Source organism: Xanthomonas massiliensis (assembly GCF_900018785.1).
Taxonomy (GTDB): domain Bacteria; phylum Pseudomonadota; class Gammaproteobacteria; order Xanthomonadales; family Xanthomonadaceae; genus Xanthomonas_B; species Xanthomonas_B massiliensis.
The window spans coordinates 882,155-906,787 of sequence record NZ_FCOY01000006.1 but is presented as its reverse complement, the minus strand read 5'-3'; the positions used below and the strand labels follow the sequence as shown (position 1 = coordinate 906,787).

At 70.2% G+C, this 24,633-nt stretch carries 26 protein-coding genes and 3 tRNA genes; 12 read left to right on the top strand and 17 right to left on the bottom strand.

Features of this window, described 5'->3' with window-relative positions; all coding sequences use genetic code 11:
* Positions 1-54: 54 nt before the first annotated feature.
* The 4 genes from BN3794_RS07100 to ppsR all read right to left on the bottom strand — a co-directional run bounded on the left by BN3794_RS07100 (position 55) and on the right by ppsR (position 2,843).
* Positions 55-669 (bottom strand): CDP-alcohol phosphatidyltransferase family protein, encoded by a 615-nt coding sequence (locus BN3794_RS07100; protein WP_066095331.1) that lies wholly within the window; start codon positions 667-669, stop codon positions 55-57.
* Positions 670-954: 285 nt separating this feature from the next.
* Positions 955-1,443, bottom strand: a complete 489-nt coding sequence (locus BN3794_RS07095) for an NUDIX hydrolase (protein WP_066095328.1) — start codon at positions 1,441-1,443, stop codon at positions 955-957.
* A 38-nt stretch (positions 1,444-1,481) separates the two neighbouring features.
* A complete protein-coding gene (locus tag BN3794_RS07090; RefSeq protein ID WP_066095325.1) occupies positions 1,482-1,976 on the bottom strand; it encodes a DUF1249 domain-containing protein in 495 nt (164 codons plus the stop codon).
* A 45-nt stretch (positions 1,977-2,021) separates the two neighbouring features.
* The gene (gene ppsR / locus BN3794_RS07085; RefSeq protein ID WP_066095323.1) at positions 2,022-2,843 is read right to left on the bottom strand and encodes a posphoenolpyruvate synthetase regulatory kinase/phosphorylase PpsR; all 822 of its coding nucleotides are present in this window, start codon (positions 2,841-2,843) and stop codon (positions 2,022-2,024) included.
* Positions 2,844-2,985: 142 nt separating this feature from the next.
* Between ppsR and ppsA the strand changes: the two genes are divergently transcribed.
* Positions 2,986-5,361: a phosphoenolpyruvate synthase gene (gene ppsA, locus BN3794_RS07080; protein ID WP_066095320.1), complete on the top strand. Its 2,376-nt coding sequence runs from the start codon at positions 2,986-2,988 to the stop codon at positions 5,359-5,361.
* A gap of 119 nt (positions 5,362-5,480) precedes the next feature.
* Positions 5,481-6,377: a mechanosensitive ion channel family protein gene (locus tag BN3794_RS07075; RefSeq protein ID WP_066095317.1), complete on the top strand. Its 897-nt coding sequence runs from the start codon at positions 5,481-5,483 to the stop codon at positions 6,375-6,377.
* 33 nt (positions 6,378-6,410) lie between these two features.
* Here the strand turns inward: BN3794_RS07075 and orn are convergent, their stop codons facing one another.
* The 3 genes from orn to mntR form a co-directional block, all read right to left on the bottom strand.
* A complete protein-coding gene (gene orn, locus BN3794_RS07070) occupies positions 6,411-6,974 on the bottom strand; it encodes an oligoribonuclease (protein ID WP_066095314.1) in 564 nt (187 codons plus the stop codon).
* 66 nt (positions 6,975-7,040) lie between these two features.
* Positions 7,041-7,553: a tRNA adenosine(34) deaminase TadA gene (tadA, locus tag BN3794_RS07065; RefSeq protein WP_268872074.1), complete on the bottom strand. Its 513-nt coding sequence runs from the start codon at positions 7,551-7,553 to the stop codon at positions 7,041-7,043.
* A complete protein-coding gene (gene mntR, locus BN3794_RS07060) occupies positions 7,550-8,014 on the bottom strand; it encodes a manganese-binding transcriptional regulator MntR (RefSeq protein ID WP_066097127.1) in 465 nt (154 codons plus the stop codon). Before mntR ends, tadA begins: the two co-directional genes overlap by 4 nt.
* Positions 8,015-8,150: 136 nt before the next feature.
* Here mntR and BN3794_RS07055 point away from each other — a divergent pair, with 136 nt between their 5' ends.
* A complete protein-coding gene (locus BN3794_RS07055; protein ID WP_066095311.1) occupies positions 8,151-9,503 on the top strand; it encodes an Nramp family divalent metal transporter in 1,353 nt (450 codons plus the stop codon).
* A gap of 3 nt (positions 9,504-9,506) precedes the next feature.
* Here the strand turns inward: BN3794_RS07055 and BN3794_RS07050 are convergent, their stop codons facing one another.
* Positions 9,507-10,391, bottom strand: a complete 885-nt coding sequence (locus tag BN3794_RS07050) for a LysR family transcriptional regulator (RefSeq protein WP_066095308.1) — start codon at positions 10,389-10,391, stop codon at positions 9,507-9,509.
* 71 nt (positions 10,392-10,462) lie between these two features.
* Here BN3794_RS07050 and BN3794_RS07045 point away from each other — a divergent pair, with 71 nt between their 5' ends.
* The 8 genes from BN3794_RS07045 (at position 10,463) to BN3794_RS16680 (ending at position 13,916) form a co-directional block, all read left to right on the top strand.
* Complete coding sequence (locus BN3794_RS07045; protein WP_078059635.1) at positions 10,463-10,885, top strand: CidA/LrgA family protein; 423 nt, start codon at positions 10,463-10,465, stop codon at positions 10,883-10,885.
* Complete coding sequence (locus BN3794_RS07040) at positions 10,875-11,588, top strand: LrgB family protein (protein ID WP_236493196.1); 714 nt, start codon at positions 10,875-10,877, stop codon at positions 11,586-11,588. Before BN3794_RS07045 ends, BN3794_RS07040 begins: the two co-directional genes overlap by 11 nt.
* A gap of 73 nt (positions 11,589-11,661) precedes the next feature.
* Positions 11,662-11,737 (top strand) — tRNA-Gly (locus tag BN3794_RS07035).
* 75 nt (positions 11,738-11,812) lie between these two features.
* Positions 11,813-11,886: transfer RNA gene (locus BN3794_RS07030), tRNA-Cys, on the top strand.
* 579 nt (positions 11,887-12,465) lie between these two features.
* Positions 12,466-13,128 carry a class I SAM-dependent methyltransferase gene (locus BN3794_RS16605; RefSeq protein ID WP_066095299.1) on the top strand — a complete coding sequence of 221 codons (663 nt, stop codon included), beginning with the start codon at positions 12,466-12,468 and terminating at the stop codon, positions 13,126-13,128.
* A complete protein-coding gene (locus BN3794_RS07020) occupies positions 13,125-13,436 on the top strand; it encodes a YkgJ family cysteine cluster protein (protein ID WP_066095294.1) in 312 nt (103 codons plus the stop codon). Before BN3794_RS16605 ends, BN3794_RS07020 begins: the two co-directional genes overlap by 4 nt.
* A gap of 4 nt (positions 13,437-13,440) precedes the next feature.
* A complete protein-coding gene (locus tag BN3794_RS07015; RefSeq protein WP_147675686.1) occupies positions 13,441-13,728 on the top strand; it encodes a hypothetical protein in 288 nt (95 codons plus the stop codon).
* Between the two features lie 47 nt (positions 13,729-13,775).
* Positions 13,776-13,916 (top strand): hypothetical protein, encoded by a 141-nt coding sequence (locus BN3794_RS16680; protein WP_187128043.1) that lies wholly within the window; start codon positions 13,776-13,778, stop codon positions 13,914-13,916.
* A gap of 540 nt (positions 13,917-14,456) precedes the next feature.
* Here the strand turns inward: BN3794_RS16680 and cspE are convergent.
* Complete coding sequence (cspE, locus tag BN3794_RS07010) at positions 14,457-14,669, bottom strand: transcription antiterminator/RNA stability regulator CspE (RefSeq protein WP_066095288.1); 213 nt, start codon at positions 14,667-14,669, stop codon at positions 14,457-14,459.
* A gap of 805 nt (positions 14,670-15,474) precedes the next feature.
* Here cspE and BN3794_RS07005 point away from each other — a divergent pair.
* Complete coding sequence (locus BN3794_RS07005) at positions 15,475-16,098, top strand: hypothetical protein (RefSeq protein WP_066095285.1); 624 nt, start codon at positions 15,475-15,477, stop codon at positions 16,096-16,098.
* A gap of 198 nt (positions 16,099-16,296) precedes the next feature.
* On the opposite strand, the gene BN3794_RS07000 is transcribed toward BN3794_RS07005, so the two are convergent.
* The 8 genes from BN3794_RS07000 to msbA all read right to left on the bottom strand — a co-directional run bounded on the left by BN3794_RS07000 (position 16,297) and on the right by msbA (position 24,630).
* A tRNA-Gly gene (locus tag BN3794_RS07000) sits at positions 16,297-16,372 on the bottom strand.
* Between the two features lie 37 nt (positions 16,373-16,409).
* On the bottom strand, positions 16,410-17,039 hold the full coding sequence (pgsA, locus tag BN3794_RS06995) for a CDP-diacylglycerol--glycerol-3-phosphate 3-phosphatidyltransferase (RefSeq protein WP_066095283.1): 630 nt from the start codon (positions 17,037-17,039) through the stop codon (positions 16,410-16,412).
* Positions 17,040-17,048: 9 nt separating this feature from the next.
* The gene (gene uvrC, locus BN3794_RS06990; RefSeq protein WP_066095280.1) at positions 17,049-18,896 is read right to left on the bottom strand and encodes an excinuclease ABC subunit UvrC; all 1,848 of its coding nucleotides are present in this window, start codon (positions 18,894-18,896) and stop codon (positions 17,049-17,051) included.
* Positions 18,893-20,317 (bottom strand): hypothetical protein, encoded by a 1,425-nt coding sequence (locus BN3794_RS06985; protein ID WP_066095278.1) that lies wholly within the window; start codon positions 20,315-20,317, stop codon positions 18,893-18,895. Before BN3794_RS06985 ends, uvrC begins: the two co-directional genes overlap by 4 nt.
* A 9-nt stretch (positions 20,318-20,326) precedes the next feature.
* Entirely contained in the window at positions 20,327-20,803 is a 477-nt protein-coding gene (locus BN3794_RS06980) for a low molecular weight protein-tyrosine-phosphatase (RefSeq protein ID WP_066095275.1), read from the bottom strand.
* The gene (gene kdsB, locus BN3794_RS06975) at positions 20,800-21,579 is read right to left on the bottom strand and encodes a 3-deoxy-manno-octulosonate cytidylyltransferase (RefSeq protein ID WP_066095272.1); all 780 of its coding nucleotides are present in this window, start codon (positions 21,577-21,579) and stop codon (positions 20,800-20,802) included. Before kdsB ends, BN3794_RS06980 begins: the two co-directional genes overlap by 4 nt.
* A 289-nt stretch (positions 21,580-21,868) precedes the next feature.
* The gene (gene lpxK, locus BN3794_RS06970; protein ID WP_066095269.1) at positions 21,869-22,882 is read right to left on the bottom strand and encodes a tetraacyldisaccharide 4'-kinase; all 1,014 of its coding nucleotides are present in this window, start codon (positions 22,880-22,882) and stop codon (positions 21,869-21,871) included.
* Complete coding sequence (msbA, locus tag BN3794_RS06965) at positions 22,879-24,630, bottom strand: lipid A export permease/ATP-binding protein MsbA (protein ID WP_236493222.1); 1,752 nt, start codon at positions 24,628-24,630, stop codon at positions 22,879-22,881. The genes lpxK and msbA overlap by 4 nt, the downstream gene beginning before the upstream one ends.
* Positions 24,631-24,633 lie beyond the last annotated feature (3 nt).

Below are 24,633 nucleotides of genomic sequence, written 5' to 3'. Positions count from 1 at the left end.
ACCCTCCCAGGCAGGCCTGCCCGATCATAGCAACCGTGGCCGCCATCACCACGTTCAGGGCTTGGGAATGTGCAGGGTCTTGCTGACCATCAGCGACCCGGACAGCGCGAACAGCAGGACCAGCGGGTGCAGCTGCCATGGCCCCAGCTGCCATTGTCCCCACCACAGCGCCTGGCCGACGTGGCCCCCCGCGGCGGCGGCGGCCAGCACCAGCACCAGCACCAGGCTGGTCGGGATCGGCGTGCCCTCGAAGTAGTGCACCTTGCCGTCCTCGCCGGCCAGGTCCTCGGCGGTGACGTTGTAGCGTGCCAGGCGGCTGACCCCGCAGCAGACGAAGTAGCTCAGCACCAGCCAGTCCCAGCCGCCGTCCATGCCGCAGGCATAGGCCAGCGCCGCCGGCGCCACCCCGAAGGAGATCACGTCGGCCAGCGAATCGAGCTCGCGGCCCAGCGTGGAGGAGGACTTGCGCCAGCGCGCCACGCGCCCGTCCAGGGCGTCGAACACGAACGCCAGCGGGATCAGCGCCATGCCCAGCAGCAGGTCGTGGCGCTGGCCTTCGTGGAGGAAGCGCAGCGCGGCGAACACCGCGCCGGTGCCGCAGAACGCGTTGCCCAGCGTGAACCAGTCGGCGAGCTGGAACTCGCGGAGCATCGAGAAGTGCCGTTTCATCGCAGGCCTGCATCCTTGGGGTGGCACAGGTTAGCGCGACACCGGCATGCGGGGGCGCAGCGCCCTGGCCATTTTTTCGCCAACCCGCGGGAGAGGACGCCGCCGCGCGGGTCGCGCGGATCTGTCCACAGGCTTGTCCCGCAATCATCCACACCGGCTGTGGAGAACCTCGCACGCCGCTGGCGAAAAAATCGCCACCGCAAAAGTCGTCCCTTGCCCATCAAGCGGTTGCGGTGCTTGTCCACAGCTTTGCCGGCGACGCATCCACACCGGCGGTGGACAACCTCACAGGCGCGAATACGACCAGGACACCATGTGCCCGTCGCGGTACGGCATGACCCCGTGGAACGGGCGCGGGTCCTCGTCGAACACCAGCGGCAGGAACTGGCGGTCGCCGTCCCACAGCGGCAGCTCGAGGATGCGCCCGCGCTCGACCCACTGCAGCGTGCCCTCGGGATTGGCGTGCAGCGGGGTGCCGGTGTAGCCGTCGATCAGGAACACGAAACCGAGCCAGTCCTCGCCATGCTTGCCGAAACCCGGCCAGCTGATCGTGCCGCGCAGGCGCATCGGCCCGCACTCGATGCCGGCCTCCTCGCGGATCTCGCGGCGCATCCCGGCCAGCACGTCCTCGTCGCGTTCGACCTTGCCGCCCAGGCCGTTGTACTTGCCCAGGTGCAGGTCGCCCGGGCGGGTGTTGCGGTGGATCATCAGGACCTGGCGGCGGTCTTCGGACAGCACGTAGCCGAGCGTGGCCACGATCGGGGTATAGGGCATCTTCTTCGGGTTTCCGGGAAAGCAGGGGCTGGCGCGGATCAGCGGCCCGGCAGGCCGCTCGCCAGCGGCATCGGGCTGGCATGCAGCGTGGCCACGCCGTGGCCGCGCTCGGCCAGGTATTCCAGCCACTTGCCCAGGAAGGTGTTCATGCGCATGCGGTGGCTGATCAGCTCGGCCGGCGGCGGGTACAGGCCGACCACGTCCTGCCAGCGGCGGCCGACGTAGCAGTGCGTGGTCTCGGCCTGGCGCGCGTCCCGGTACACGCGCACGTGCGCGGAGGGATCGGGCTCGCCGGTGACCGGATCGACCAGCTCGTAGGTCAGGCGCAGCTCCACCGTGTAGGCATGCTGCTCGATCACGTCCAGGCGCACGTCCAGGCCATCGCCGATCGAGGAGACATAGCGGCCCGCGGGCAGGCACGCCGGCGCGAACAGCCGGTTGATGTGCAGGAAGTTCTCCGCGTACAGCCCCATGAGCCAGCCGAAGCGGCTCAGGCGGGGAACGCGGCGGACCGGGGAGGTGGCGGATTCCATGCCCCCGATCCTACACGCTGCCCACCCCGTTGCTGCAAGCGCCGCTCAGAACATCTCCCGGCGCAGGCCGAGCGTGCCCAGCACCTTGCTGGAGATTTCCTCGATCGAGGTATGGGTGGTGCTCAGCGTGGGGATGCGTTCCATGCGGAACATCGTCTCGGCCGCGCCGACCTCGCGCCGGCAGGTCTCCAGGTCGGCATAGCGCGAGCCGGGGCGGCGCTCCTCGCGGATCTGGTGCAGGCGCTCGGGGTCGATGGTCAGCCCGAACAGCTTGTGCCGGTAGGCGCGCAGGCGCGGCGGCAGGCGGTCGGACTCCAGGTCCTCGTCGGTGAGCGGGTAGTTGGCCGCCTTCACCCCGTAGTGCAGCGCCAGGTAGATGCAGGTCGGCGTCTTGCCCGCCCGCGACACCGCCACCAGCACCACGTCGGCCTCGTCGTAGGTCAACGCGATGCCGTCGTCGTGGGTGAGCGCGAAGTTCATCGCGTTGATGCGGCGGTGGTAGGTGTCGAAATCGACGATGCCGTGCGCGCGGCCCACCTGCGACAGCCGCGGCGCGTTGAGCTCGCGCTCCAGCGGCTCGATGAACGGCGCGAACACGTCGAGCATCATCGCGCCGCTCTCGGCGATGATCAGGCTCAGTTCGGTATCAACGCAGGAATTGACCACGATCGGCCGCACCTGGTAGCGCTCGCCGGCGGCACGGATGCGCTCGGCCGCCGCGCGCGCCTTGGCCGGATCGTCGATGAACGGCATGCGGTCGGTGACGAAGTTGAACCCGTTGAACTGGGTGAGCAGGCTGTGGCCAATGGTTTCGGCGGTGATACCGGTTCCATCGGAAACGTAGAACACCGGCCGGATGGTGGTCATGGCCGAAGACTCCCTGTTTACGGGCTGAAAGCTTGATGCATCAAGCTTGTGCGGGTGGGATGCGCGCTGCATCATAACGGCTTCTTCCCATGGACGTGGCCTGCAGCCCGCCTCGGGCGATGGCCCAAACGGAGCATCGCGCTTGAACGAGAACATCCTCTGGCTGCACGAGCTTGGCCTGGGCGATCTCGCCCGCGTCGGCGGCAAGAATTCGTCCCTCGGCGAAATGATCGGCCACCTGGCCGAGCTGGGCGTGTCGGTTCCGGGCGGCTTCGCCACCACCGCCGAGGCGTTCAAGGCGTTCATCGCCTACAACGACCTGTCCAAGCGCATCTTCGACCGCCTGGCCACGCTGGACGTGGAGGACGTCGGCGCGCTGACCGCCGCCGGCAAGGACATCCGCGGCTGGGTCATCGACGCGCCGCTGCAGCCGGACCTGGACAAGGACATCCGCAGCGCCTACGCCCAGCTGTCGGCCGACAACGGTGGCGCCGACGTGGCCGTGGCGGTACGTTCCTCGGCCACCGCCGAGGACCTGCCCGACGCGTCCTTCGCCGGCCAGCAGGAGACCTTCCTCAACGTGACCGGTGCCGACGACGTCGTGCACAAGGTCAAGGAAGTGTTCGCCAGCCTCTACAACGACCGCGCCATCGCCTACCGCGTCCACCACGGCTTCAAGCACGAGGACGTGTTCCTCTCGGCCGGCGTGCAGCTGATGGTGCGCTCGGACGTGGGCGCCTCCGGCGTGCTGTTCACCCTGGACACCGAATCCGGCTTCCGCGACGTGGTGTTCATCACAGCCAGCTACGGCCTGGGCGAGATGGTCGTGCAGGGCGCGGTGAACCCCGACGAGTTCTACGTCTACAAGCCCACGCTCGAGGCCGGCAAGCCGGCGATCCTGCGCCGTTCGCTCGGCAGCAAGGCGGTGCGCATGGTCTATTCGGACACCCCCGGCGAGCGCGTGCGCATCGAGGACACGCCGGCCGAGCTGCGCAACCGCTTCTCCATCTCCGATGCCGATGTGCAGGAGCTGGCCAAGCAGGCGCTGGTCATCGAGAAGCACTACGGCCGGCCGATGGACATCGAGTGGGCCAAGGACGGCAAGAGCGGCAAGCTGTTCATCGTCCAGGCGCGGCCGGAGACGGTGAAATCGCGCGGCCATGCCACCCAGATCGAACGCTACACGCTGGACAAGCGCGGCCCGGTGCTGGCCGAGGGCCGTGCCATCGGCCAGAAGATCGGCGCCGGCGTGGCGCGCGTGGTGCGTTCGCTGGAGGACATGAACCGGGTCCAGCCCGGCGACGTCCTGGTCGCCGACATGACCGATCCGGACTGGGAGCCGGTGATGAAGCGTGCCGCGGCGATCGTGACCAACCGTGGCGGGCGCACCTGCCACGCGGCGATCATCGCCCGCGAGCTGGGCGTGCCGGCCGTGGTCGGCACCGGCAACGCGATGCAGGAGATCAAGGACGGCCAGGAAGTGACCGTCAGCTGCGCCGAGGGCGACACCGGCTACATTTACGAGGGCAAGCTGCCGTTCGAGCGCACCACCACCGACCTGTCGCACATGCCGCCGGCGCCGCTGAAGATCATGATGAACGTGGCCAACCCCGAGCGCGCGTTCGATTTCGGCCAGCTGCCCAACAACGGCATCGGCCTGGCACGCCTGGAGATGATCATCGCCAGCCACATCGGCGTGCATCCCAATGCCCTGCTGGAATACGACAAGCAGGACGCCGAGACGAAGAAGAAGATCGACGCCAAGATCGCCGGCTACAGCGATCCGGTGGGTTTCTACGTGGACCGCCTGGCCGAGGGCATCGCCACGCTGACCGCCTCGGTGCGGCCGAACCCGGTGATCGTGCGCCTGTCGGACTTCAAGTCCAACGAGTACGCCAACCTGATCGGCGGCGCGAACTACGAGCCGCACGAAGAGAACCCGATGATCGGCTTCCGCGGTGCCAGCCGCTACGTCGATCCGTCCTTCGCCGCGGCCTTCGGCCTGGAGTGCAAGGCCGTGCTGCGCGTGCGCAACGAGATGGGCCTGGACAACCTGTGGGTGATGATCCCGTTCGTGCGCACCCTGGAGGAAGGCCGCAAGGTCGTCGAGGTGCTCGAGCAGAACGGGCTCAAGCAGGGCGAGAACGGCCTGAAGATCATCATGATGTGCGAGGTGCCGTCCAACGCGCTGCTGGCCGACGAGTTCCTCGACATCTTCGACGGCTTCTCGATCGGCTCCAACGACCTGACCCAGCTGACCCTGGGCCTGGACCGCGACTCGTCCATCGTCGCCCACCTGTTCGACGAGCGGAACCCGGCGGTCAAGAAGCTGCTGTCGATGGCGATCAAGTCCGCGCGCGCCAAGGGCAAGTACGTGGGCATCTGCGGCCAGGGCCCGTCGGACCATCCCGACCTGGCGCAGTGGCTGATGGACGAGGGCATCGAGTCGGTCTCGCTCAACCCCGACACCGTGGTCGATACCTGGCTGCGGCTGGCCAAGAGCAAGGCCGGGGCTTGACGTCGCCTCGACCGCGCCGCGGTCAGCATGACGACCCACGCGGGGCCCCGTTTCGGCGGGGCCCCGCTTTTTCATCCCGCTCGTTCATCCCTCTCGTCCCCGCCCCCAAGGAGGCTGCCGTGAACCCGATCGCCATCGATTCCCTGCACTGGAAGCAACTGCTGCTGCTGTGGGGCCCCACCCTGCTCAAGGCCGCGCTGGTCCTGCTGATCGGCCTGTGGCTGGCACGCCGGCTCACCAACCTGCTGCCGCGGGCGCTGCTGCGCTTCCACATCGACACGATGCTGGGCGACTTCCTGCGCAACGTGGCCTACATCGCCGCCGTGGTGCTGGTGGTCGTCGCCACGCTGCAGCAGCTCGGCGTGGCCACCGCGCCGTTGCTGGCGGTGATCGGCACGGCCGGCCTGGCCATCGGCCTGGCGCTGAAGGATTCCCTGTCCAACATCGCCGCCGGCGTGATGCTGGTGACCCTGCGCCCGTTCCGCGAGGGCGATGCGGTCACCGTGGCCGGGCTGAGCGGCACGGTGACCCAGGTGGGCATCTTCCAGACCGTGCTGGAAGGGGCGGACAAGGAGATCCTGACCATCCCCAACAACCTGATCACCTCCGGCCCGATCACCAACCTGAGCACCCTGCCGCTGCGCCGCATCGCGCTGGTGGTGGGCGTCGGCTACGGCGACGACCTCGCCCGCGCGCGCCAGGTGGCGCTGGACGTGGTGCGCGCCGACGCACGCGTGCAGGCGAGCCCGGCACCCGGGGCCGCGGTCGACACCCTGGCCGACAGCAGCGTCAACCTGGCCATCACCTGCTACGTGGCGAACGCGGACTGGGCGGCGACGCGCGCGGAGCTGCTGGAGCGGATCAAGACCGGCTTCGACGCGGCCGGCATCAGCATCCCGTTCCCCCAGCGTGACGCGCACGTGTACCTCTACGGCGGCTCCGGCAAGCCGCTGGACGACGGGACGCTGGTGGCCGGCGGCCAGGCCGCCCTGCCCGATCCGCGCCAGGACGCCTGAGCAGGCCGGGGCCGGGACGGCCGTGCGGGCGGTTCAGTCCGCCGGCGCGGCCAGCCCGGCCAGCTCGCCCATGAAGTTGCGGTAGTAGCGCAGCTCCTCGATCGAATCGTGCACGTCGCTCAGCGCGGTATGCGAGGAGGTCTTGGCCACGCCCGCGGCGATCCCTGGCGCCCAGCGCCGCGCCAGCTCCTTGAGCGTGCTCACGTCCAGGTTGCGGTAGTGGAAATAGCGCTCCAGGCGCGGCATCAGGCGGTGCATGAAGCGCCGGTCCTGGCAGATGGAGTTGCCGCACATCGGCGAGGTGCCGGGCTTGACCCAGCGATCGAGGAAGGCCACGGTCATCGCCTCGGCCTGGGCGATGCCGACCTGGCTGTCGAGCACGCGCTGCCACAGGCCCGAGTGGCGGTGCTGGTGGCGGTTCCACTCGTCCATGGCCTGCAGCGTGTCCAGCGGATGGGCGATGGCCAGTTCCGGGCCCTCGGCGAGCACGTTGAGCTGCGCGTCGGTGACCACGGTCGCGATCTCGATGATCGAATCCCGGTCGGTGTCCAGCCCGGTCATCTCCAGGTCGATCCAGATCAGCCGATCATTGCCCATTGCCTTTCCCACCTCTGTCTCGCGCCGGCCAGCCGGCAAGCCCGACATGATAGCGCGGCGCCCACCTCAGGCCGGCGGCTCGGGCAGTGGCGCGCGCCCGCGCTTGCGCCGGAAATAGTTGCTCAGCCGGGTCCCGGCCGCCTCGGCGAGCACTCCGCCATGCACCTGCACGCGATGGTTGTGGCGCGGATCGGCGAGCAGGTCGAAGACGCTGCCGCAGGCGCCGGTCTTGGGATCGGCCGCGGCGTACACCACCCGCTGCAGCCGGGCGTGCACGATCGCCATCGCGCACATCGCGCACGGCTCCAGGGTCACGTACAGGGTGCAACCGACCAGGCGATGGTTGCGCAGCGCCTGGCCAGCCGCGCGCAGGGCCACGATCTCCGCGTGCGCGGACGGGTCGTGGCCGGCGATATTGTGGTTCCAGCCCTCGCCCAGCAGCTGCCCGTCCGGGCCCACCACGACCGCTCCGACCGGGATCTCGTCGAACTCGCGCTCGGCACGCTCGGCCAGCGCCAGCGCATGGCGCATCCAGCGCGCGTCGTCGGCCGCCTGCCGTTGCGGCGCCTGCTCGCTCAATGCGCCTCCGTGCGGGCGGCGAAGGCCTCGAACGCGGCCAGCGTGGCTTCGCTGACGTGGTGCTCGATGCCCTCCGCATCGCGGCGCGCGGTGTCCTCGTCCACGCCGAGCGCGCGCAGGAAGCGGTACACCGTCTGGTGGCGCTCGCGGCTGGCCTCGGCCAGCGCCTTGCCCTCCGGGGTGAGGAACACGCCGCGATACGGGCGCTGGATCACCCAGCCGCCCTGCACCAGCCGCTTGAGCATCTTGGCCACGGTCGGCTGGGCCACGCCCAGGCGCGCGGCGATGTCCACCTGGCGCGCTTCGCCGCCGTCGGCGAGCAGGTCGGAAATCAGCTCGACGTAGTCCTCGACCAGTTCCTGCCGGCGCGCCTGGCGTACCTGGCGGAAGCCCTCCGAATGCAGCCGGGCCTCGGGCAGGCCGGAAGCGGATGCATCGTCGGACTTTTCGTCTTTGCCCACGGACAACTCCTCGTAAATCGCGCGCGCATGATCGCCCAAGGCGATGGCGCCGGTCCAATCTGGGATCAATGGTTCGCCCCTGCTCAATGAGATAGCAATTGCTATATAGTGGCCGGGTCAACCCTCACCCGTTGCCATGAAGACCCCCGATTCCTCTCCTCCTTCCGCCACCCCGGCCTCGGCCCCAAGTACGGACTTCCGCAGCCTCGGCGAAATGAACGCCAGCGTCCCGGTGCCGGCCGCCGGCGGGGCGTGGTGGCGCAAGCTTCTGGCCTTCGTGGGGCCGGGCTACATGATCTCGGTCGGCTACATGGACCCGGGCAACTGGGCCACCGACCTGGCCGGCGGCTCGCAGTTCGGCTACCTGCTGCTGTCGGTGATCCTGCTGTCAAACCTGATGGCGATCCTGCTGCAGGGCCTGGCGGCGCGGCTGGGCATCGCCACCGGCCTAGACCTGGCGCAGGCCTGCCGCGAACGCTACGGCAAGGCCGCCAACGTGGTGCTGTGGCTGTTGTGCGAGGCGGCGATCGTGGCCTGCGACCTGGCCGAGGTGATCGGCACCGCGATCGCGCTGAAGCTTCTATTCGGCATCCCGCTGCTGGCCGGCGCGATCATCACCGTGGTCGACGTGCTGCTGGTACTGGTGCTCATGCATCGCGGCTTCCGCCGCCTGGAAGCGTTCGTCATCGCCCTGCTGACGGTGATCTTCGTGTGTTTCGCGGTGCAGATGGCGATGGCCGCCCCGCCGCTGCGCGACGTACTGGCCGGCTTCATCCCCAGCGCGCGCATCGTCACCTCGCCCGAGGCGCTGTACTTGGCCATCGGCATCGTCGGCGCCACGGTGATGCCGCACAACCTGTACCTGCACTCGTCCATCGTGCAGACCCGCGCCTACCCGCGCACCGACGCCGGGCGACGCTCGGCGCTGCGCTGGGCGACGCTGGACAGCACGGTCGCCCTGTCGCTGGCGCTGTTCGTCAACGCGGCCATCCTGATCCTGGCCGCGGCGGTGTTCCATACCCAGGGACGCACCGACGTGGCCGAGATCGAGCAGGCCTACGAGCTGCTGGCGCCGATGCTGGGCGTGAGCGTGGCGGCGACGCTGTTCGCGGTGGCCCTGCTCGCCTCGGGCATCAACTCCACGGTCACCGCCACGCTGGCCGGACAGATCGTGATGGAAGGCTTCCTGCACCTGCGCATCCCGGTGTGGGTGCGGCGCCTGCTGACCCGCGGTCTGGCGATCGTGCCGGTGGTGGTGGTCACCGCGCTCTACGGCGAGGGCGGCACCGCGCGGCTGCTGGTATTCAGCCAGGTGCTGCTGTCGATGCAGCTGCCGTTCGCGGTGATCCCGCTGGTGCACTTCGTCGGCGATCGCCGCCGCATGGGCGCGCTGGTGGCGCCGCGCTGGTTGCTGGCCCTGGCCTGGACGGTGGCCGGGATCATCGTGGTGCTCAACGTCAAGCTGTTGGTCGACACCCTGCGGATGTGAACCTCAGGCGGGCGGCACGGTGCGCTCGCCGGCCAGCTGCAGCCAGGCACGCGCGGCATGCGAGAGGAAGGCGCCGCGGCGCCAGATCAACGCCATGTGCCAGACCAGGTCGTTCTCGTCGAGCAGCACCCGCGGCAGGTGCTGCACGTGGCGCTCGGCGATCATCCGCGGCAGCACCGCCACGCCCATGCCGGCCGCCACCAGCGCGGCGATGAAGTAGATCTGGCTGCTGCGCGCCACCTCGCGCGGGGCGAACCCGTACTTGGCGCAGGCCGCGATGACACGCCGGTTCAGGGCGAAGCCGCGCTCGAACATGACGAAGGGCGCCTCGCGCAGGCTGTCCAGGCGCAACGAGGAGCTTCCGGCCAGCCGGTGCCCGGGCGGCAGCACCACCACCATCGGCTCGCGTCGCACCGGTTGCCACTCGAACTCGTCGCCCACCGGCAGCAGACTGCCGACCAGCTCGACGTCGCCGGCGCGCAGGCTGTCCTCGAGCGCCTGGCTGCCCAGTTCCAGCAGCCGCAGCTGCACGCCCGGGTAGCGCTCGCGGTAGGCGGCGAACAGCGGCGCGAACAGGATGTCGCTGCCCAGCAACGGCAGGCCCAGGTTGAGCTCGCCGCTGCGCAGGCCGCGCAGGTCGTCCAGCTCGGCCTCCAGGCTGTCGCGCTCGGCCAGCAGGGTCAGCGCGCGCCGGTAGATGATCTCGCCGGCCGGGGTCAGCCGTACCCCCTGACGGGAGCGATCCAGCAGCGGCAGGCCGGCCTGCTCCTCCAGCTGCTTCACCGTCTTGCTGATGTTGGGCTGGGTGGTGTGCAAGGTCTCGGCCGCCGCGGAAAAGCCGCCGCGCCTGACCACCTCCACCAGGGCCTTGAGCTGCTTCAGTTCCATTCCTAAATAGAATCCACCGAGTCACCAGGATTCATTTTACTTATGAAATGGCAGGCGCAATATACTGCTCCATGAACATACCTGATCGTTCTTTCCTGCGCCCGGTGATGCCGCTTGCGCGCCGCCACCTGCGCGGCAGCCGCGTGGCCCAGATCGCGCTGATCGTGCTGGTCTGGGGCGGCGCCGAGTGGGCGGTGCGCCGCTTCGACCTGCCGATCCCCTCGGGCATCCTCGGCATGGTCCTGCTGCTGGTGCTGCTGCTGCGGCACTGGCTCTCGCCCCATACCCTGACCCGCGGCGCCAACTGGCTGCTGGCCGAGATGCTGCTGTTCTTCGTGCCGGCCGCGATGATCCTGCTGGACAACCGGCAGATGCTCGGCTGGCTGGGCATCAAGCTGCTGGCCGTGGTGCTGGGCGGTACCGTGCTGGTGATGGCCAGCACCGCGCTGACCGTGGACCTGCTTTATCGCTGGAGTCGCCGTCGTGAACAGTGAACCGTTGATCCCGCTCATCCAGGGCATGGGCTGGCCGGTGTTCTGGGCGCTGGCCACCATCGCCGCCTACTACGCGGGCAAGGCCCTTTACGCGCGCTTCCACGCCACCCTGGTCTCGCCGCTGATCTTCGCGCCGCTGGTGCTGCTGTTGCTGGCCGTGCTACTGCATGCCAACTACCACGACTACACGCGTGGCACCCACTGGCTGATGGCCATGCTCGGGCCGGTCACCGTGGCCTTCGCCATCCCGATCTACCAGCAGCGCGAACTGATCCGCCGCCACTGGAAGATCCTCGGCGCCGGCGTGTTGGTCGGCAGCACCGTGGCCATCGTCAGCGCCTGGTACCTGTCCACGCTGCTGAACCTGTCCTCGGAACTGCGCCTGAGCCTGACTCCGCGCTCGATCACCACCCCGCTGGCGATGGAGGTGTCCGACGAGGTCGGCGGCGTCGCCGAGCTGACCGCCGTGTTCGTCATCCTCACCGGCATCTGCGGTTCGCTGGTGGGCCAGGTCATCCTCAAGGTGCTGCCGGTGAAAAGCTCCATGGCGCGCGGCGCGCTGCTGGGCATGGGCGCCCACGGCATGGGCGTGGCCAAGGCGCGCGAGATCGGCGACGAGGAAGGCGCGATCGCCGGCCTGGTCATGGTCATGGCCGGCCTGATCAACGTGATGGTGGCGCCGCTGCTGATCCGCCTGCTGTGAAGGCGTACGCCGCCGACGCGCAAAAAGGTGTTGGCAGATTCCGGGACCGCCTGTAGAATGCAGCCCATCCCAAGCGGGAATAGCTCAGTTGGTAGAGCACGACCTTGCCAAGGTCGGGGTCGCGAGTTCGAGTCTCGTTTCCCGCTCCAGATACATCACAAAGCCCCGCATGCGGGGCTTTGTTCTAGAGGCCGCCGCCGGCGGATCAGCTAGAGTCGCTCACCGGCCTGGTGGCAGAGTGGTTATGCAGCGGACTGCAAATCCGCGTACGCCGGTTCAATTCCGACCCAGGCCTCCAGACAGACCCCCGACGCGTCGGGGGTTTTTTGTTGCCGGCCCGGCGACGGAAGGCGGGTGCCCTCTTCCTCCGATGTCCGACGATCGCGGATCGGAGGCGAGTGCCAAGAGCGCGAATACCGAATGCATGGAGCCGGCGCACGCCGGAGCCAATCCTGCCCCGGCCCGCCTCCGAGGCCACCCAATCGGAGCCATCGACCTCCAGGCCGCCCGCAGCCGGATTGCGGTAGCGGTAGCCGCAGTCTCCCTGCCAGAGCGTCATCGCCACGCGCGCGGAGACCACTGCGTCCGATCCAGCCACGCACGTCTGATTGGCCATCGTCCAGCCCAGGACGTCCGTTTTTGCGGGAAGGGCACGAACGATTCGCCAGGCTCGGGAGTGGGCGCCAAGGCACGCCGGAACCGCTCCCGCCCCCGCTTCCGGAGGGCCGGTTCGCGGCATGGTGTAGCATGGACCCACAGGCCACCGCCTGTTCCGTGCGCTCCGCGCAGCCGCCCCGGCAGTTGCCCGATCCGCTCCCCCTTCATGCGTCACCCGCCCCACGCCGTACCGGGGAGGACGCCCCAACGGGAGCGCATCATGCCCGGCTACTCCGTACGCCACGAACAGGTCACCGTCGGCGGCCACCTCTACCGCCTGCGCGTGCTCAGCGACAGGCAGCAGTTCTCCGACCCGGACGGGCATGGCGCCCGCCTGGGCATTTCCTCGGCGCAATGGAGCCTGTTCGGCCAGCTGTGGCCGGCCGAGCGCCTGCTGGCGCAGGCGATGACGCAGTTCGACGTGCAGGGCAAGCGCATCCTGGAGCTGGGCTGCGGCATCGGCCTGGCGAGCCTGGTGCTGCAGCATCGCGAGGCCGACGTGGTCGCCTCCGATGTGCATCCGCTCGCCGAGCCGTTCCTGGCCTACAACGCCGCCCTCAACGCGCTGCCGGCCGTGCACTACCGCCAGCTGCGCTGGGACATGCCCTTGCCGACGCTGGGACAGTTCGACGTGATCATCGCCAGCGACGTGCTCTACGAGATCGACCACGCGCTGCTGCTCGCCGGCGTGGTGGAACGCCATGCGCTGCCCACGGCCGAGGTGGTGCTGACCGATCCCGGCCGCGGCAACAGCACGCGGTTCAGCCGGCTGATGGCCGACCAGGGATTCCACGCGCTCGAGGAACGCTGCCCGATGAACGACAAGGACCTCCCGCCCTTCCGCGGGCGCCTGCTGCGCTATGCGCGCGGTGCCAGCGCGTGAGCCGTGCCGGAGGGCCGGTCCAGTGCTCGTCCTGCGATGCGGTGTGCTGCCGGTTGACGGTGGTCCTGGACGAGGACGACCACGTACCGGCGCACCTGACCACCTACCTGCCCGGCGGCCTGCACGTGATGGCACGCGACGAGGAAGGCTGGTGCGTGGCCATCGACGGCGCGCACATGAATTGCGGCATCTACGGAAGCCGCCCCTCGGCCTGCCGGCGCTTCGTCATGGCCGGCCCCTACTGCAGAGCGGTACGCGAGGAATACGCCACATCGCGCGACCGCGACATTCGACTGAGTACCCCTTGAGGAGATGTCGTTGATGACCGGAAAAACCACGCCCAAGCCTGCGCAGAAGCAGGCGGCCCCCGCTCCCCGGCAGACCACCGGTCATTTCGGCGCTCCCGGCCAGCAGCGCGGCCTCACCCGCGAGCGCATCGCCGCCGATCTTGCCGCCTTCAGCAAGGCCGGCGGGGAAATCGAAGTCCTGGGCAACTCGCCGCTGCGCCAGACGCCGGCGAAGGCCGCGTCGCCGCGCAAGCGGCGCGGCGAAGGCCCGGCCACCGCCGACGCCGAGCCGGCAACGGCAGCGAAGGAATAACCGCGTCAACCATTCACGTTTCCCTCCCGTCCCAACGAGGTCCATCCTTGGCAAAGATCAATTATTCGTTCGAGAAGCGTCAGCGCGAGCTGGCCAAGAAAAAGCAGAAGGAAGAAAAGCTGGCCAAGAAGAAGGCCGCACGGGGCGACGACAAGCCCGCCGACGAGGGGAAGGCCCCGTCCGCGTGACTTGCGCGCAAGCGCGGTCGATGCCTGCCGGTTTCGGCATGCGTAGCCGATCGACCCGGGCACGTGCTGCCTGCCCGGTCGCATGGTTGCGCATGTCCAGGACGTGTCCACGAGAGTCAGAGTCCTGGGCGGGCCCGGGCCGCGATCGGCCCGGCCGGGGGTCCCGTACGCCGTGGATGCATGCCACATCCCTGATCGATGCTGTTCGTCGACGACGCACGGACGAGTGGCCCGGTGATCCCTCCGCCAGGAGGAAGCCCGGGTCCATGCGACTGCCTCGGTGGGGAAAGCCCCGGTCACGGCCTTTGGCGAACGCGGCCATGGACCGGCGCCGGCGCGGCCCCTGCTCGCGCTGCCCTCGGAGCGTGTCATGCACACCCGCAGTGCAGGGAAAGCGGCCGTGTCGCGCCCCCGTCGCGGGGCCCTGCGCGTCCTGCCGCCCGGTCGGATCCCCGGCCGCAGCGCCTGATGCGGGCAATGACCGCGGGCAACAAAAAAGCCCGGCATCAAGCCGGGCTTTTGTTCAGAAGACGGCGGCCCTCAGAGGACCTGCACGTTCTCCGCCTGCGGGCCCTTCTGGCCCTGGGTGACGGAGAAGGAAACCTTCTGGCCTTCCTGCAGGCTCTTGAAGCCCGAGGACTGGATGGCGCGGAAATGCACGAAGGCATCCGGCGCACCGTTGTCACGGGTGACGAAGCCGAAGCCCTTTGCATCGTTGAACCACTTCACGGTACCCGTTTCATTGTCGGACATGGAATTGCTCCTTGGTAATGGATGAAGCCGGCCGCACGGCGACCGGAGATGCTGGCTGCAAGGAGAAATTTAGGAAGCGGGTACAACGATGTAGTGAATGCTTGTCTACAGCATCAGGCCACGATTCAAGGTGACCCTTGTAACTCAGCCCGGCCACGGTATGCCCTGCACCGGGCGAAAGCAAATCCCGGGAATCCTGCGGTTCAGGAAACGTCGCGGCGGCGCATGGTCGCCCTCTCGACAATACCCGAACGATTCCTCCAGGCGACCGATATTCCGGCAGCCCATCAGCGGGTATCCCATGCGCGCGCGACCGGCGCCAGTGCGGCCGCGGTCGCCGGTACGGGCAGGCCGGCGCACGTGGCCACCGCATGCCAATGCTGACATACGCACGCATCGGACATCGCGGGGAACACGGGACAATGCCCGCCGGTCGAAGTCGACGACCGTTCTGCCTGCCGGATTCCCCGTTGCTGTCCGATGAAAACCGTCCGCGCCTGTTCGCAGGCCTGGGCACCCTCCTGATCATGGGCCTGCTGGCATCGCTGCTGCTGCGCCTGCCAGCGGCCTCCGGCCCGGCAGCCCGCGCCGGCGATACCGGCATGCGCCTGGTGCTGTTGCCGCCGCCACAGGTCGCGCCGCCGCCATCGTCGCCCCGCCCCGCCCTGCCGGTGCCGCCTGCCCCCACGCGATCCCGCCCGGACACCCTGCCTCCCCCCGCCCTCCCGAAACGGCATCGCCGGCCTCGCGGCTCTACACGTCGGACGGACGGATCCGCATCGCCGCGGATGCCAATGTCACCGGGTTGCCGCCAGGCACCGCACCCGGCCTGGAAAGCGCGCGCGACCAGGAGAAGGCGCGCCGCATCCTCGAACGTCCCGATCCGATCGACTACCACCCCACGCGCTTCGACAAGGACTGGAAGTCCGACGGCAACCTGTTCCAGCTCGCCGACCAGGCCCTGGGCGGGGCGATGAAGAAGCTCAAGGGCAAGCATGGCGGCGACCAGCCCGCCATTGCCCGGCCGCCGCCGCAGGTGCGCTTCAATCCGGCCCTGCACGAGCGCCAGGAGGACCTCGGCAGCGAAGCCACCGGCGATGCCTACAACGCCGCGCCGATCGCGTTCGAAAAAGCGCCCGACCTCAAGGGCGGCGCCAGCGCCGCCATCGTCGCGGCGATGGCCGAGCTGGAACGGGATTTCCCCGGCTGCGCCGCGCAGCGCAAGGCCTTGCTGGGCCCGGTACGAGAGCGCCTGCAGGCCCTGCAGCACATCGAGCACGCCTTGGCGCACGGCGCCGATCCGGTGATGGCCGAGCACCTGCTGCCGCAGCAGGCCGACCAGGCCTACGACATGGCCCGCCGGGCGCTGTGGTACGCCCGCGACCGGCTCGCGCGGGCGGCCACGTGCCGTGGCGGCGCCGGTGCCTAGCACGCCTCCTGCCACGGCACGCACGGGGAAAGCGAAGCCGCCCGGTCCCGCGGGGCGCGCGGCGCAACAGCGTGCGCATGGCGGTCGCGACGCGGCTGGCCGGGGTCTTTCGCCCATCGAGGGCGGCCGCGCCTCGGCCGCGTCGGCACGCCCCCAGAAACGACAAGGCCCCGCGGTGCGGGGCCTTGTCTTGAATACTGGAGCGGGAAACGAGACTCGAACTCGCGACCCCGACCTTGGCAAGGTCGTGCTCTACCAACTGAGCTATTCCCGCTCGGGAGCGCGAAATTCTACATGCGGCCGGCGAAGTGTCAACCGTTGCCGTCGGCCTTCTTGCGTGCCTGCACCAGCGCCTGCTCGTCGGCGCGCAGGCTCGGCCAGGCCGCGTGCAGGTACTGGAACCCGGACCACAGGGTGAGCAGCGCGGCCACCGCCAGCATCCAGTCGCCGACGTGGAACAGGTAGATGCCCATCCAGATCTGCCCGGTGGGTACCTGGCCAGGCGTCACCGAGTACAGCAGGCACAACAGGGCGACCATCTGCGCGGTGGTCTTGATCTTGCCGATCATGGCGACCTTCACCTTGGCGCGCTGGCCGATCTCGGCCATCCACTCGCGCAGGGCGGAAACGGCGATCTCGCGGCCGACGATCACCGCGGCCCAGAACGCCATCCACGGCGTGGGATGGCCCTGCACGATCAGGAACAGCGCCACGGCCACCATCAGCTTGTCGGCCACCGGGTCCAGGAACGCACCGAAGGCAGAACTCTGGTGGTAGCGCCGCGCGATCCAGCCGTCGAGCCAGTCGGTGATCGAGGCCAGCGCGAAGATCGCCGCGGAAGCGAAGTTGGTCCACCTGTAGGGCAGATAGAACACGACCACCAGCACCGGGATCATCACGATCCGCAGCAGGGTCAGCCAGGTGGGAATCGTCAGCTTCATCGCACGTCCTTACTCGCCCGCGGCGTCGGGCATGGGCAACCCATGCAGGTTAGCGTAGATGCGCGCGGCCAGGGCCGCGTTGATGCCTTCCACGCGCGCGATTTCGGTCTCGCCGGCGGCCTTGAGGCCGATCATGCCGCCGAAGTGCTTGAGCAGCGCGGCGCGCCGGCGCGGACCGATGCCGGGGATGTCCTCGAGCCGGCTGGTCATGCGTGCCTTCTGGCGTCGCGCGCGATGGCCGGTGATGGCGAAGCGGTGGGCCTCGTCGCGCACCTGCTGGATGAACTGCAGCGCCGGCGAGGCCGGGCCCGGGCGCAGCTCGCGTCCGTCCGGCAGCACCAGGGCCTCCGCGCCGGGCCGGCGCTCCTCGCCCTTGGCCACGCCGACCAGGGTGACGCCGTTGACGCCGAGGTCGGCGAGCACGTCCTCGGCCTGCCTGAGCTGGCCGGCGCCGCCGTCGATCAGCAGCACGTCCGGCAGCGGGCCGTCCTCCTCCACCGCGCGGCGGAAGCGGCGCTCCAGCGCCTGGTGCATGGCCGCGTAGTCGTCGCCGGGCTCGATGCCGGTGATGTTGAAGCGCCGGTACTGGCTGCTCACCGGCCCCTTGCTGTCGAACACCACGCACGAGGCCACGGTCAGCTCGCCGAGGGTGTGGCTGATGTCGAAGCATTCCACGCGCTTGACCGGCTCTTCCAGGCCGAGCATCTGCCGCATGGCCTCGCTGCGTGCCTGCTGGGCGTTGCGGCTGTCCAGTTCGCCGGCCAGGGTCATCTGCGCGTTGCGGCTGGCCAGGGCGACATAGCCGGCCCGTTCGCCGCGCACGTTCCATTTCAGCGCCACGCGGTGGCCCACCGAGGCGGCCAGCGCCGCCTCGATCAGCTCGGCCTCGGCGATCTCCCGGTCGAGCACGATCTCCGAGGGCGGCACGTGCTCGGCGTAGTACTGGGAGACGAACGCCCCGAGCACTTCCTCGGCGCTGTCCTCGCCGTTGGTCCTGGGGTAGAAGGCACGCGTGCCCAGGTTGCGGCCATCGCGGAAGGCCAGCAGCAGCACGCAGGCCTGGCTGCCCTGCATCGCACACGCCAGCACGTCCAGGTCGGCCGCACGGCCATCGACGAACTGGCGCGCCTGGATGCTGCGCAGCGAGGACAGCAGGTCGCGCAGGCGCGCGGCGCGTTCGAACTCCAGTTGCTCGCTGGCCGCCTGCATCGCCCCGGTCAGCTCGTCGGCAAGCTGGTCGCTGCGCCCCTCCAGGAACAGCGAGGCCCGGCGGACCGACTCGGCGTAGTCGGCCGGTTCCACCAGGCCCACGCACGGGGCGCTGCAGCGGCCGATCTGGTACTGCAGGCACGGCCGCGAGCGGTTGCGGAACACGCTGTCCTCGCAGCTGCGCAGGCGGAACAGCTTGTGCATGGCGTTGAGCGTCTCGCGTACCGCCATCGCGCTGGGATAGGGCCCGAAATAGCGCCCGGGCACCGCGCGCGGGCCGCGGTGGAAGGCGATGCGCGGCCACTGCTCGCGCGTCAGCAGCACGTAGGGGTAGCTCTTGTCGTCGCGCAGGGCCACGTTGTAGCGCGGAGTGAGCGACTTGATCAGCTGGTTTTCCAGCAGCAGCGCTTCGGCCTCGGTGCGGGTGACGGTGACTTCCATGCGCACCACCTGCGAGAGCATGGACATGATCCGCGCGCTCTTGGGGGTGCCGTTGAAGTAGCTGGAGACCCGGTTGCGCAGCGCCCGCGCCTTGCCCACGTACAGCAGGACGTCCTCGGCCGCGTACATGCGGTACACGCCCGGGGCGGTGCTCAGGTTGGCGGCGAACGCCTTTCCGTCGAATCCGTCTGCAGTGGCCGGGGTCATGCTTCGATCGTCACTTCGCTCAGCAGCCCGCTCGCGGGCTCGTAGCGAAGCAACATGTGGGCGTCGGTCTCGCTTATCCAGACCGCGTCCTCGCCGGCGGCCAGCCCGGTGGGCCCGTGCAGCGGCCGCGGCAGGGCCACCGTGGACAGCTCGCCGCCGCCCAGGCGCAGCACCCGCAGGCTGCCGTTGCCGGCATCGGCGATCCACAGCAGCGGGGCGGACGGGCTCAATGCCAGCGCCTGCGGGAACTGCAGGCTGGCCTGGTTGCGCGGGCCGTCGTCGTGGCCGAACTCCCAGTTGCTGCGCTGGCCCAGGGTCGTCTGCACCAGGTCGCCGGCCAGCTGCATGGTGCGCACCGAGGAGGACAGCGCATCGCCCACGTACAGGGCGTGCTGCACGGCCGCCAGCGCCCAGGGCTGGGCGAAGGCGGCCAGGTGGCCGCTGCCGTCGCGCGATTCCAGGGCGCCGCTGCCGGCGCGCCAGCCGAGCGCATGCCGGCCCAGGTCGTAGCCCCAGATCCGGTTGTCGCCGGCCATCGCCACCAGCAGCACGTTGCCGGCCAGCGCCAGGCCGGCCGGATGGTGCAGCGGCACCTGCGCCGGATCCTCGACCACGCCCTCGCGCGGCTCGCCCGGGCGGCCGTTGCCGACCAGCGTGGAGACCTGGCCGCTGCCCAGGTGCACGCGCCGCAGCGCATGGTTGCCGGTGTCGGCCACGTACAGCTCGCCGCGCGCCAGGGCCAGGCCCTGCGGCCGGTTGAAGGCGCTCTCCTCCGGCATGCCGTCGTTGAAACCGGCCACGCCGGTGCCGAACGTGCGCAGCACGCGTCCGCCCAGGGTGCACTCGAGCACGCGGTGGTGGCCGCTGTCGGCCACGTACAGGCGATCGCCAGCCACCGCCAGGCCGGCGGGAAAGCGCAGCGGGCGGCGCGCCTCGGCATCGAGCCCGCCCAGCGAGGCCAGTTCCTCGTCCAGGATCGGCGGCGCGCCGGCCACCAGGGCGTCCAGGGCGCGATCGAGCGGCTCGCCGTCGCCCACCAGCCGGCCGCGCTCGCGGCCGTCGGCGCCCAGCAGCAGCAGCGTCGGCCAGGCGTCGATGCCGAAACCGCGCCAGGCCTGCCAGTCCCGGTCCAGCACCGCCGGCAACGGGATGCCCTGCCGGCGCAGCAGGGCGAGCGACTGCACCGGCTCGCGCTCGAAGTCGAAGCGCGGGACCTGCACGACGATCGCCTGGACCGCACCGGGGTGCCGCTGGCACCAGCCGGCCAGTTCCGCGGCGCGCTGCATGCACCAGGCCGAGGCGGCGTTGACGAAGGCCAGCACCACCGGCCGCCCGCGCAGGTCGGCCAGGCGCAGGGGCCGGGCGTTGAGCCAGGTGCAGGTGGCCGGTAGTTCCGGTGCGTCGTCGCGTGGGGTATCCATGGCCGGGGATTATGCCGGATGCCCGGTGGCGGCGAGCCGGCGCACCGTGCCCGCGGCGGCGGCGTGCACGTCGCGCCAGGTGGTCTCGAAGGCCTCGTGGCCGCCGGCATAGGGATCGGCGATCTCGTCCGCGTCCGCCACGCCGGCCCAGGGCAGCCACAGCGATACCCCGGCGCGGGCGGTTGCAGGCCGCAGGCGCTGCAGGTCGTGCAGGTTCATGCGGTCGGCGCACAGGATCCAGTCGAAATCGAGGAAATCGCCGCGCCGCAGCTGGCGTGCGCGCAGCCCGGCGATGTCCACGCCATGGGCACGGGCACAGGCGATCGCGCGCCGGTCCGGCGCCTGGCCGACATGCCAGTCGCCGGTGCCGGCCGAATCCACTTCCACCCGCCCGGCCAGGCCAGCCGCCTGCAGGGCGTCCCGCAGCGCGCCCTCGCCCATCGGCGAGCGGCAGATGTTGCCCAGGCAGACGATCAACAGCCTCATGCGCGCCCGGCGAGGAAGGCCTTGGCCCGCGCCAGGTCCTCGGCGGTGTCGATGCCGGGCGGGAACGCGGCCGGTGTCAGTCCCACCGCGATGCGGTGGCCGGCCTCCAGCGCGCGCAGTTGTTCCAGCGACTCGACCTGCTCGAGCGCCCCAGGCGCCATCGCCGCGAACCGGCGCAGGAAGTCGGCGCGGTAGGCGTAGATGCCGATATGGCGCAGCCACGGCACCGGCGCCGGTGGCAGCACCGTGCGGTCGGCGGCGAAGGCGTCGCGGTGCCAGGGCACCGGCGCGCGGCTGAAGTACAGCGCATCGCCGTCGTGGCGGCGCACCACTTTCACCACGTTGGGATCGAACAGCTCCGCGCCGGTCTCCATCGGCGTGGCCAGGGTGGCCATGGCCGCGCCCCCTTCCTCCAGCAGGCGCGCCACCGCGCGGATGCCTTCCACCGGGGCGAAGGGCTCGTCGCCCTGCAGGTTCACCACCACGGTGGACGGGGCCCAGCCGGCCACCTCGGCACAGGCTGCCAGGCGGTCGGTCCCGGAGGCCAGGCCGGAATCGGTCATCGCCACGGCGACGCCTTCCATCCCGGCCACGGCCTCGGCGATGCGGGCATCGTCGGTGGCCACCCAGACCTGGGCGGCGCCGGCGGCGAGCGCGCGCTCGGCCACCCGCCTCACCAGCGGCAGGCCGCCGAGCAGCCGCAGCGGCTTGCCCGGCAGGCGCGTGGAGGCATGGCGCGCCGGGATGGCCACGACGAAGCCGGCCGGCCCGCTCATCGGCGGCCTCCGCCGGCGATCGGGCACGGGACGGGGAACGGTCGGATCTGCATGCCCACCTCTTCGGTCAGGAGTTCTCTTCCCGGAAAGCCGGTCGCCCGTGGCCACCGTTCCGGCGCATTGCCGGCATTTTACGGCGCCCCTCCCTCGACCGAGGTCCCGGCGCGGCGCGGGCGAAGGGGGACGCAAGCGCAGCAACGCCCCGTTCGCCGCCCGGCTCCCGGCAATGGCGCCGGATTCGCCGACAGCAACCGCCGCCATTGCCTGCTCCCCGGCATCGGCGCGGCGATCACGCCTTGGAGAGCTTGCCCAGCCGGTCCAGCACCGCGACCCAGAACGCGGCCGGCAGTTCGGCCTGCAGCGGCACCGCATAGCACCAGGCATTGGCGAACGCGGCGCACTTGACCGCGTCCTTCTCGGTCATCAGCACCGGCAACGCGCTGCCCAGGTCCAGGTCGGAGGGCTGGTAGCGGTGATGGTCGGGGAACGCGTGCGGCACCACCGCGATGCCCTTGTCGCGCAGCATCTGGAAGAAGCGCTGCGGATGGGCGATGCCGGCCAGCGCATGCACGCGCTGGCCGGCGAAGGCCGACAGCGGGCATGGCCGGCGCCCGTCCAGCGGCACCGCCGTGTCGATGTCCAGCGCCATCGGCCACTGGCCGAATTCGGGCTCCGCCAGGGCGGTGCCGGCACCGAGGTTGAGCACGTGGAAGTCGCAGTCCCGGGCGCGTGCGGCGGGTTCGCGCAGCGGTCCGGCCGGCAGCAGCCGGCCGTTGCCGTAGCGGCGCCGCGCATCCACCACCTCGATCTCCAGGTCGCGCGCCAGCCGGTAGTGCTGCAGGCCGTCGTCGCACACGACCACGTCGCAGCCGGCGTCCACCAGCGCGCGCGCGGCGGCGACGCGGTCGCGGTCCACCCGCACCGGCGCACCGGTCTTGGCGGCGATCAACACCGGCTCGTCCCCGCCCAGCGATGTCGGCGTGTCGGCCTGCACCCAGCGCGCCGCGTCGGCCTGCTCGCGGCCGTAGCCGCGGCTGGCCACGCCCGGCTTCCAACCGGCCTGCTGCAGGTGCTGCACCAGCGCGATGACCAGCGGGGTCTTGCCGGTGCCGCCCGCGGTGATGTTGCCGACCACCACGACCGGCACCGGCACCGCGATGCTGCGCCGCCAGCCGCGCCGGTACAGGCGCCGGCGCAGGCCGATCACGGCGCCGTACAGGCCCGCCAGCAGGCGCATGGCCAGCGGCACCGGGCCCTGGCCATACCAGTAGTCGGGCGCCTGCCGCCCCGTGGCCCGGCTCATGGGGCCGGCGCTTCCCGGAACTGCATGCCGTACAGGTGGGCGTACAGGCCGCCGCGCGCCAGCAATTGGGCATGGGTGCCCTGCTCCACCAGGCGGCCATGGTCGAGCACCAGCACCTGGTCGGCGTGCTCGATCGTGGACAGGCGGTGGGCGATGACCAGCGTGGTGCGGTCGGGCATCAGCCGCTCCAGTGCGTCCTGCACCAGCCGCTCGGACTCGTTGTCCAGCGCGGCAGTGGCCTCGTCGAGGATCAGGATCGGGGCGTCCTTGAGCATCGCCCGGGCGATCGCCAGGCGCTGGCGCTGGCCGCCGGACAGGCGCCCGCCCTTGCTGCCGATCGCGGCCTGCATGCCCTCGGGCAGGGTCTGCACGAACTCCATCGCGTTGGCACCGTGCACGGCGCGTTCCATGGCCTCGGCCGGGGCCTCGCGCAGCTCGCCATAGGCGACGTTGTCGGCCACCGTGCCGTCGAACAGCATCACCTGCTGGCCGACCAGGGCGATCTGCCGGCGCAGGTCGGCCAGCGGGTATTCCTCCACCGGGTGGCCGTCGAGCAGGATCTGCCCGGCTTCGTGCGCGTAGAAGCGCGGGATCAGCTTGACCAGGGTGGACTTGCCGCTGCCGGAACGACCGACGATCGCGGTCACCGTGCCCGGCCGGGCGACGAAGCTCACGTCGGACAGCGCCGGCTGCGTCGCCCCGGGATAGCGCGCGGTGACATGGCGGAACTCGACCAGGCCGTGCGCCCGCGCCAGCGGCCGGGTGCCGGCATCGCACTCGTCGTCCACGTCCAGCACCGCGAACAGCCGCTCGGCCGAGGCCACGCCACGCTGCAGCATGTTCTGCACGTTGGTCAGGTTCTTCAGTGCCGGGATCATGCCGATCATCGCGGTCATCAGCGCCACGAAACCGCCGGCGCTGAGGTGGCCGGACAGCGCCTGCCCGCCGGCCAGGTACAGCAGCAGCGCCAGGCCGACGGCGCCCATGATCTGCACCAGCGAGGAGGAGATGCCGCGGGTGGCCTCCACCTTCATGGCCAGCTCCAGGTTGCGGTCGGCCAGGGCCCGGTAGCGCTCCTGCTCCAGCGCCTGGGCACCGTAGATCTTCACTTCCTGCTGGTTGTTGAGCACCTCGTCGGCGGCCTGGAACAGCGCCGCGCTGCTCTCCTGGATGCGGTGGCTGACGCGGCGGTAGCGTCGCGCGACCTTGTTCATCACCCAGGCCAGCGGCGGGCCGAGCACCAGGATGGCCAGGGTCACCTGCCAGCTGGTGATCAGCATCACCACCAGCGCGGCGACAATCTGCAGGAAGTTCTGCAGCATCACCTTCATCGAGTCCACCGCGGCCTGGGCGACCTGGTCGCTGTCCGAGCCCAGCCGCACCAGCATCGCCGGCACCGGCTCGCTGTCGAAGCGCAGGCCCGGCTGGCGCAGGTACTTGCCCAGCACCGAGACGCGGAAGTCGCGGGCCACGCTGCGCGCGGCGCGGCCGATGCTGATGTCGGTCAGGTAGCCGGCCAGGCCGCGCAGCACGAACAGGCCGATGATCGCCAGCGGCAGCAGGAAGCTCACTTCGCGGTTCTTCTCCACGAAGGTGATGTTGATCACCGGCTCCATCAGCTTGCTGAAGGCGCCGCCCGCGGCGGCCTCCAGCACCATGCCGACCGCGGCCAGCACCAGCAGGGTGCGGTACGGCCGCGCGTAGGCCAGCAGGCGCCGGTACACCTGCAGTACCGGGGTCTTACCGATGCC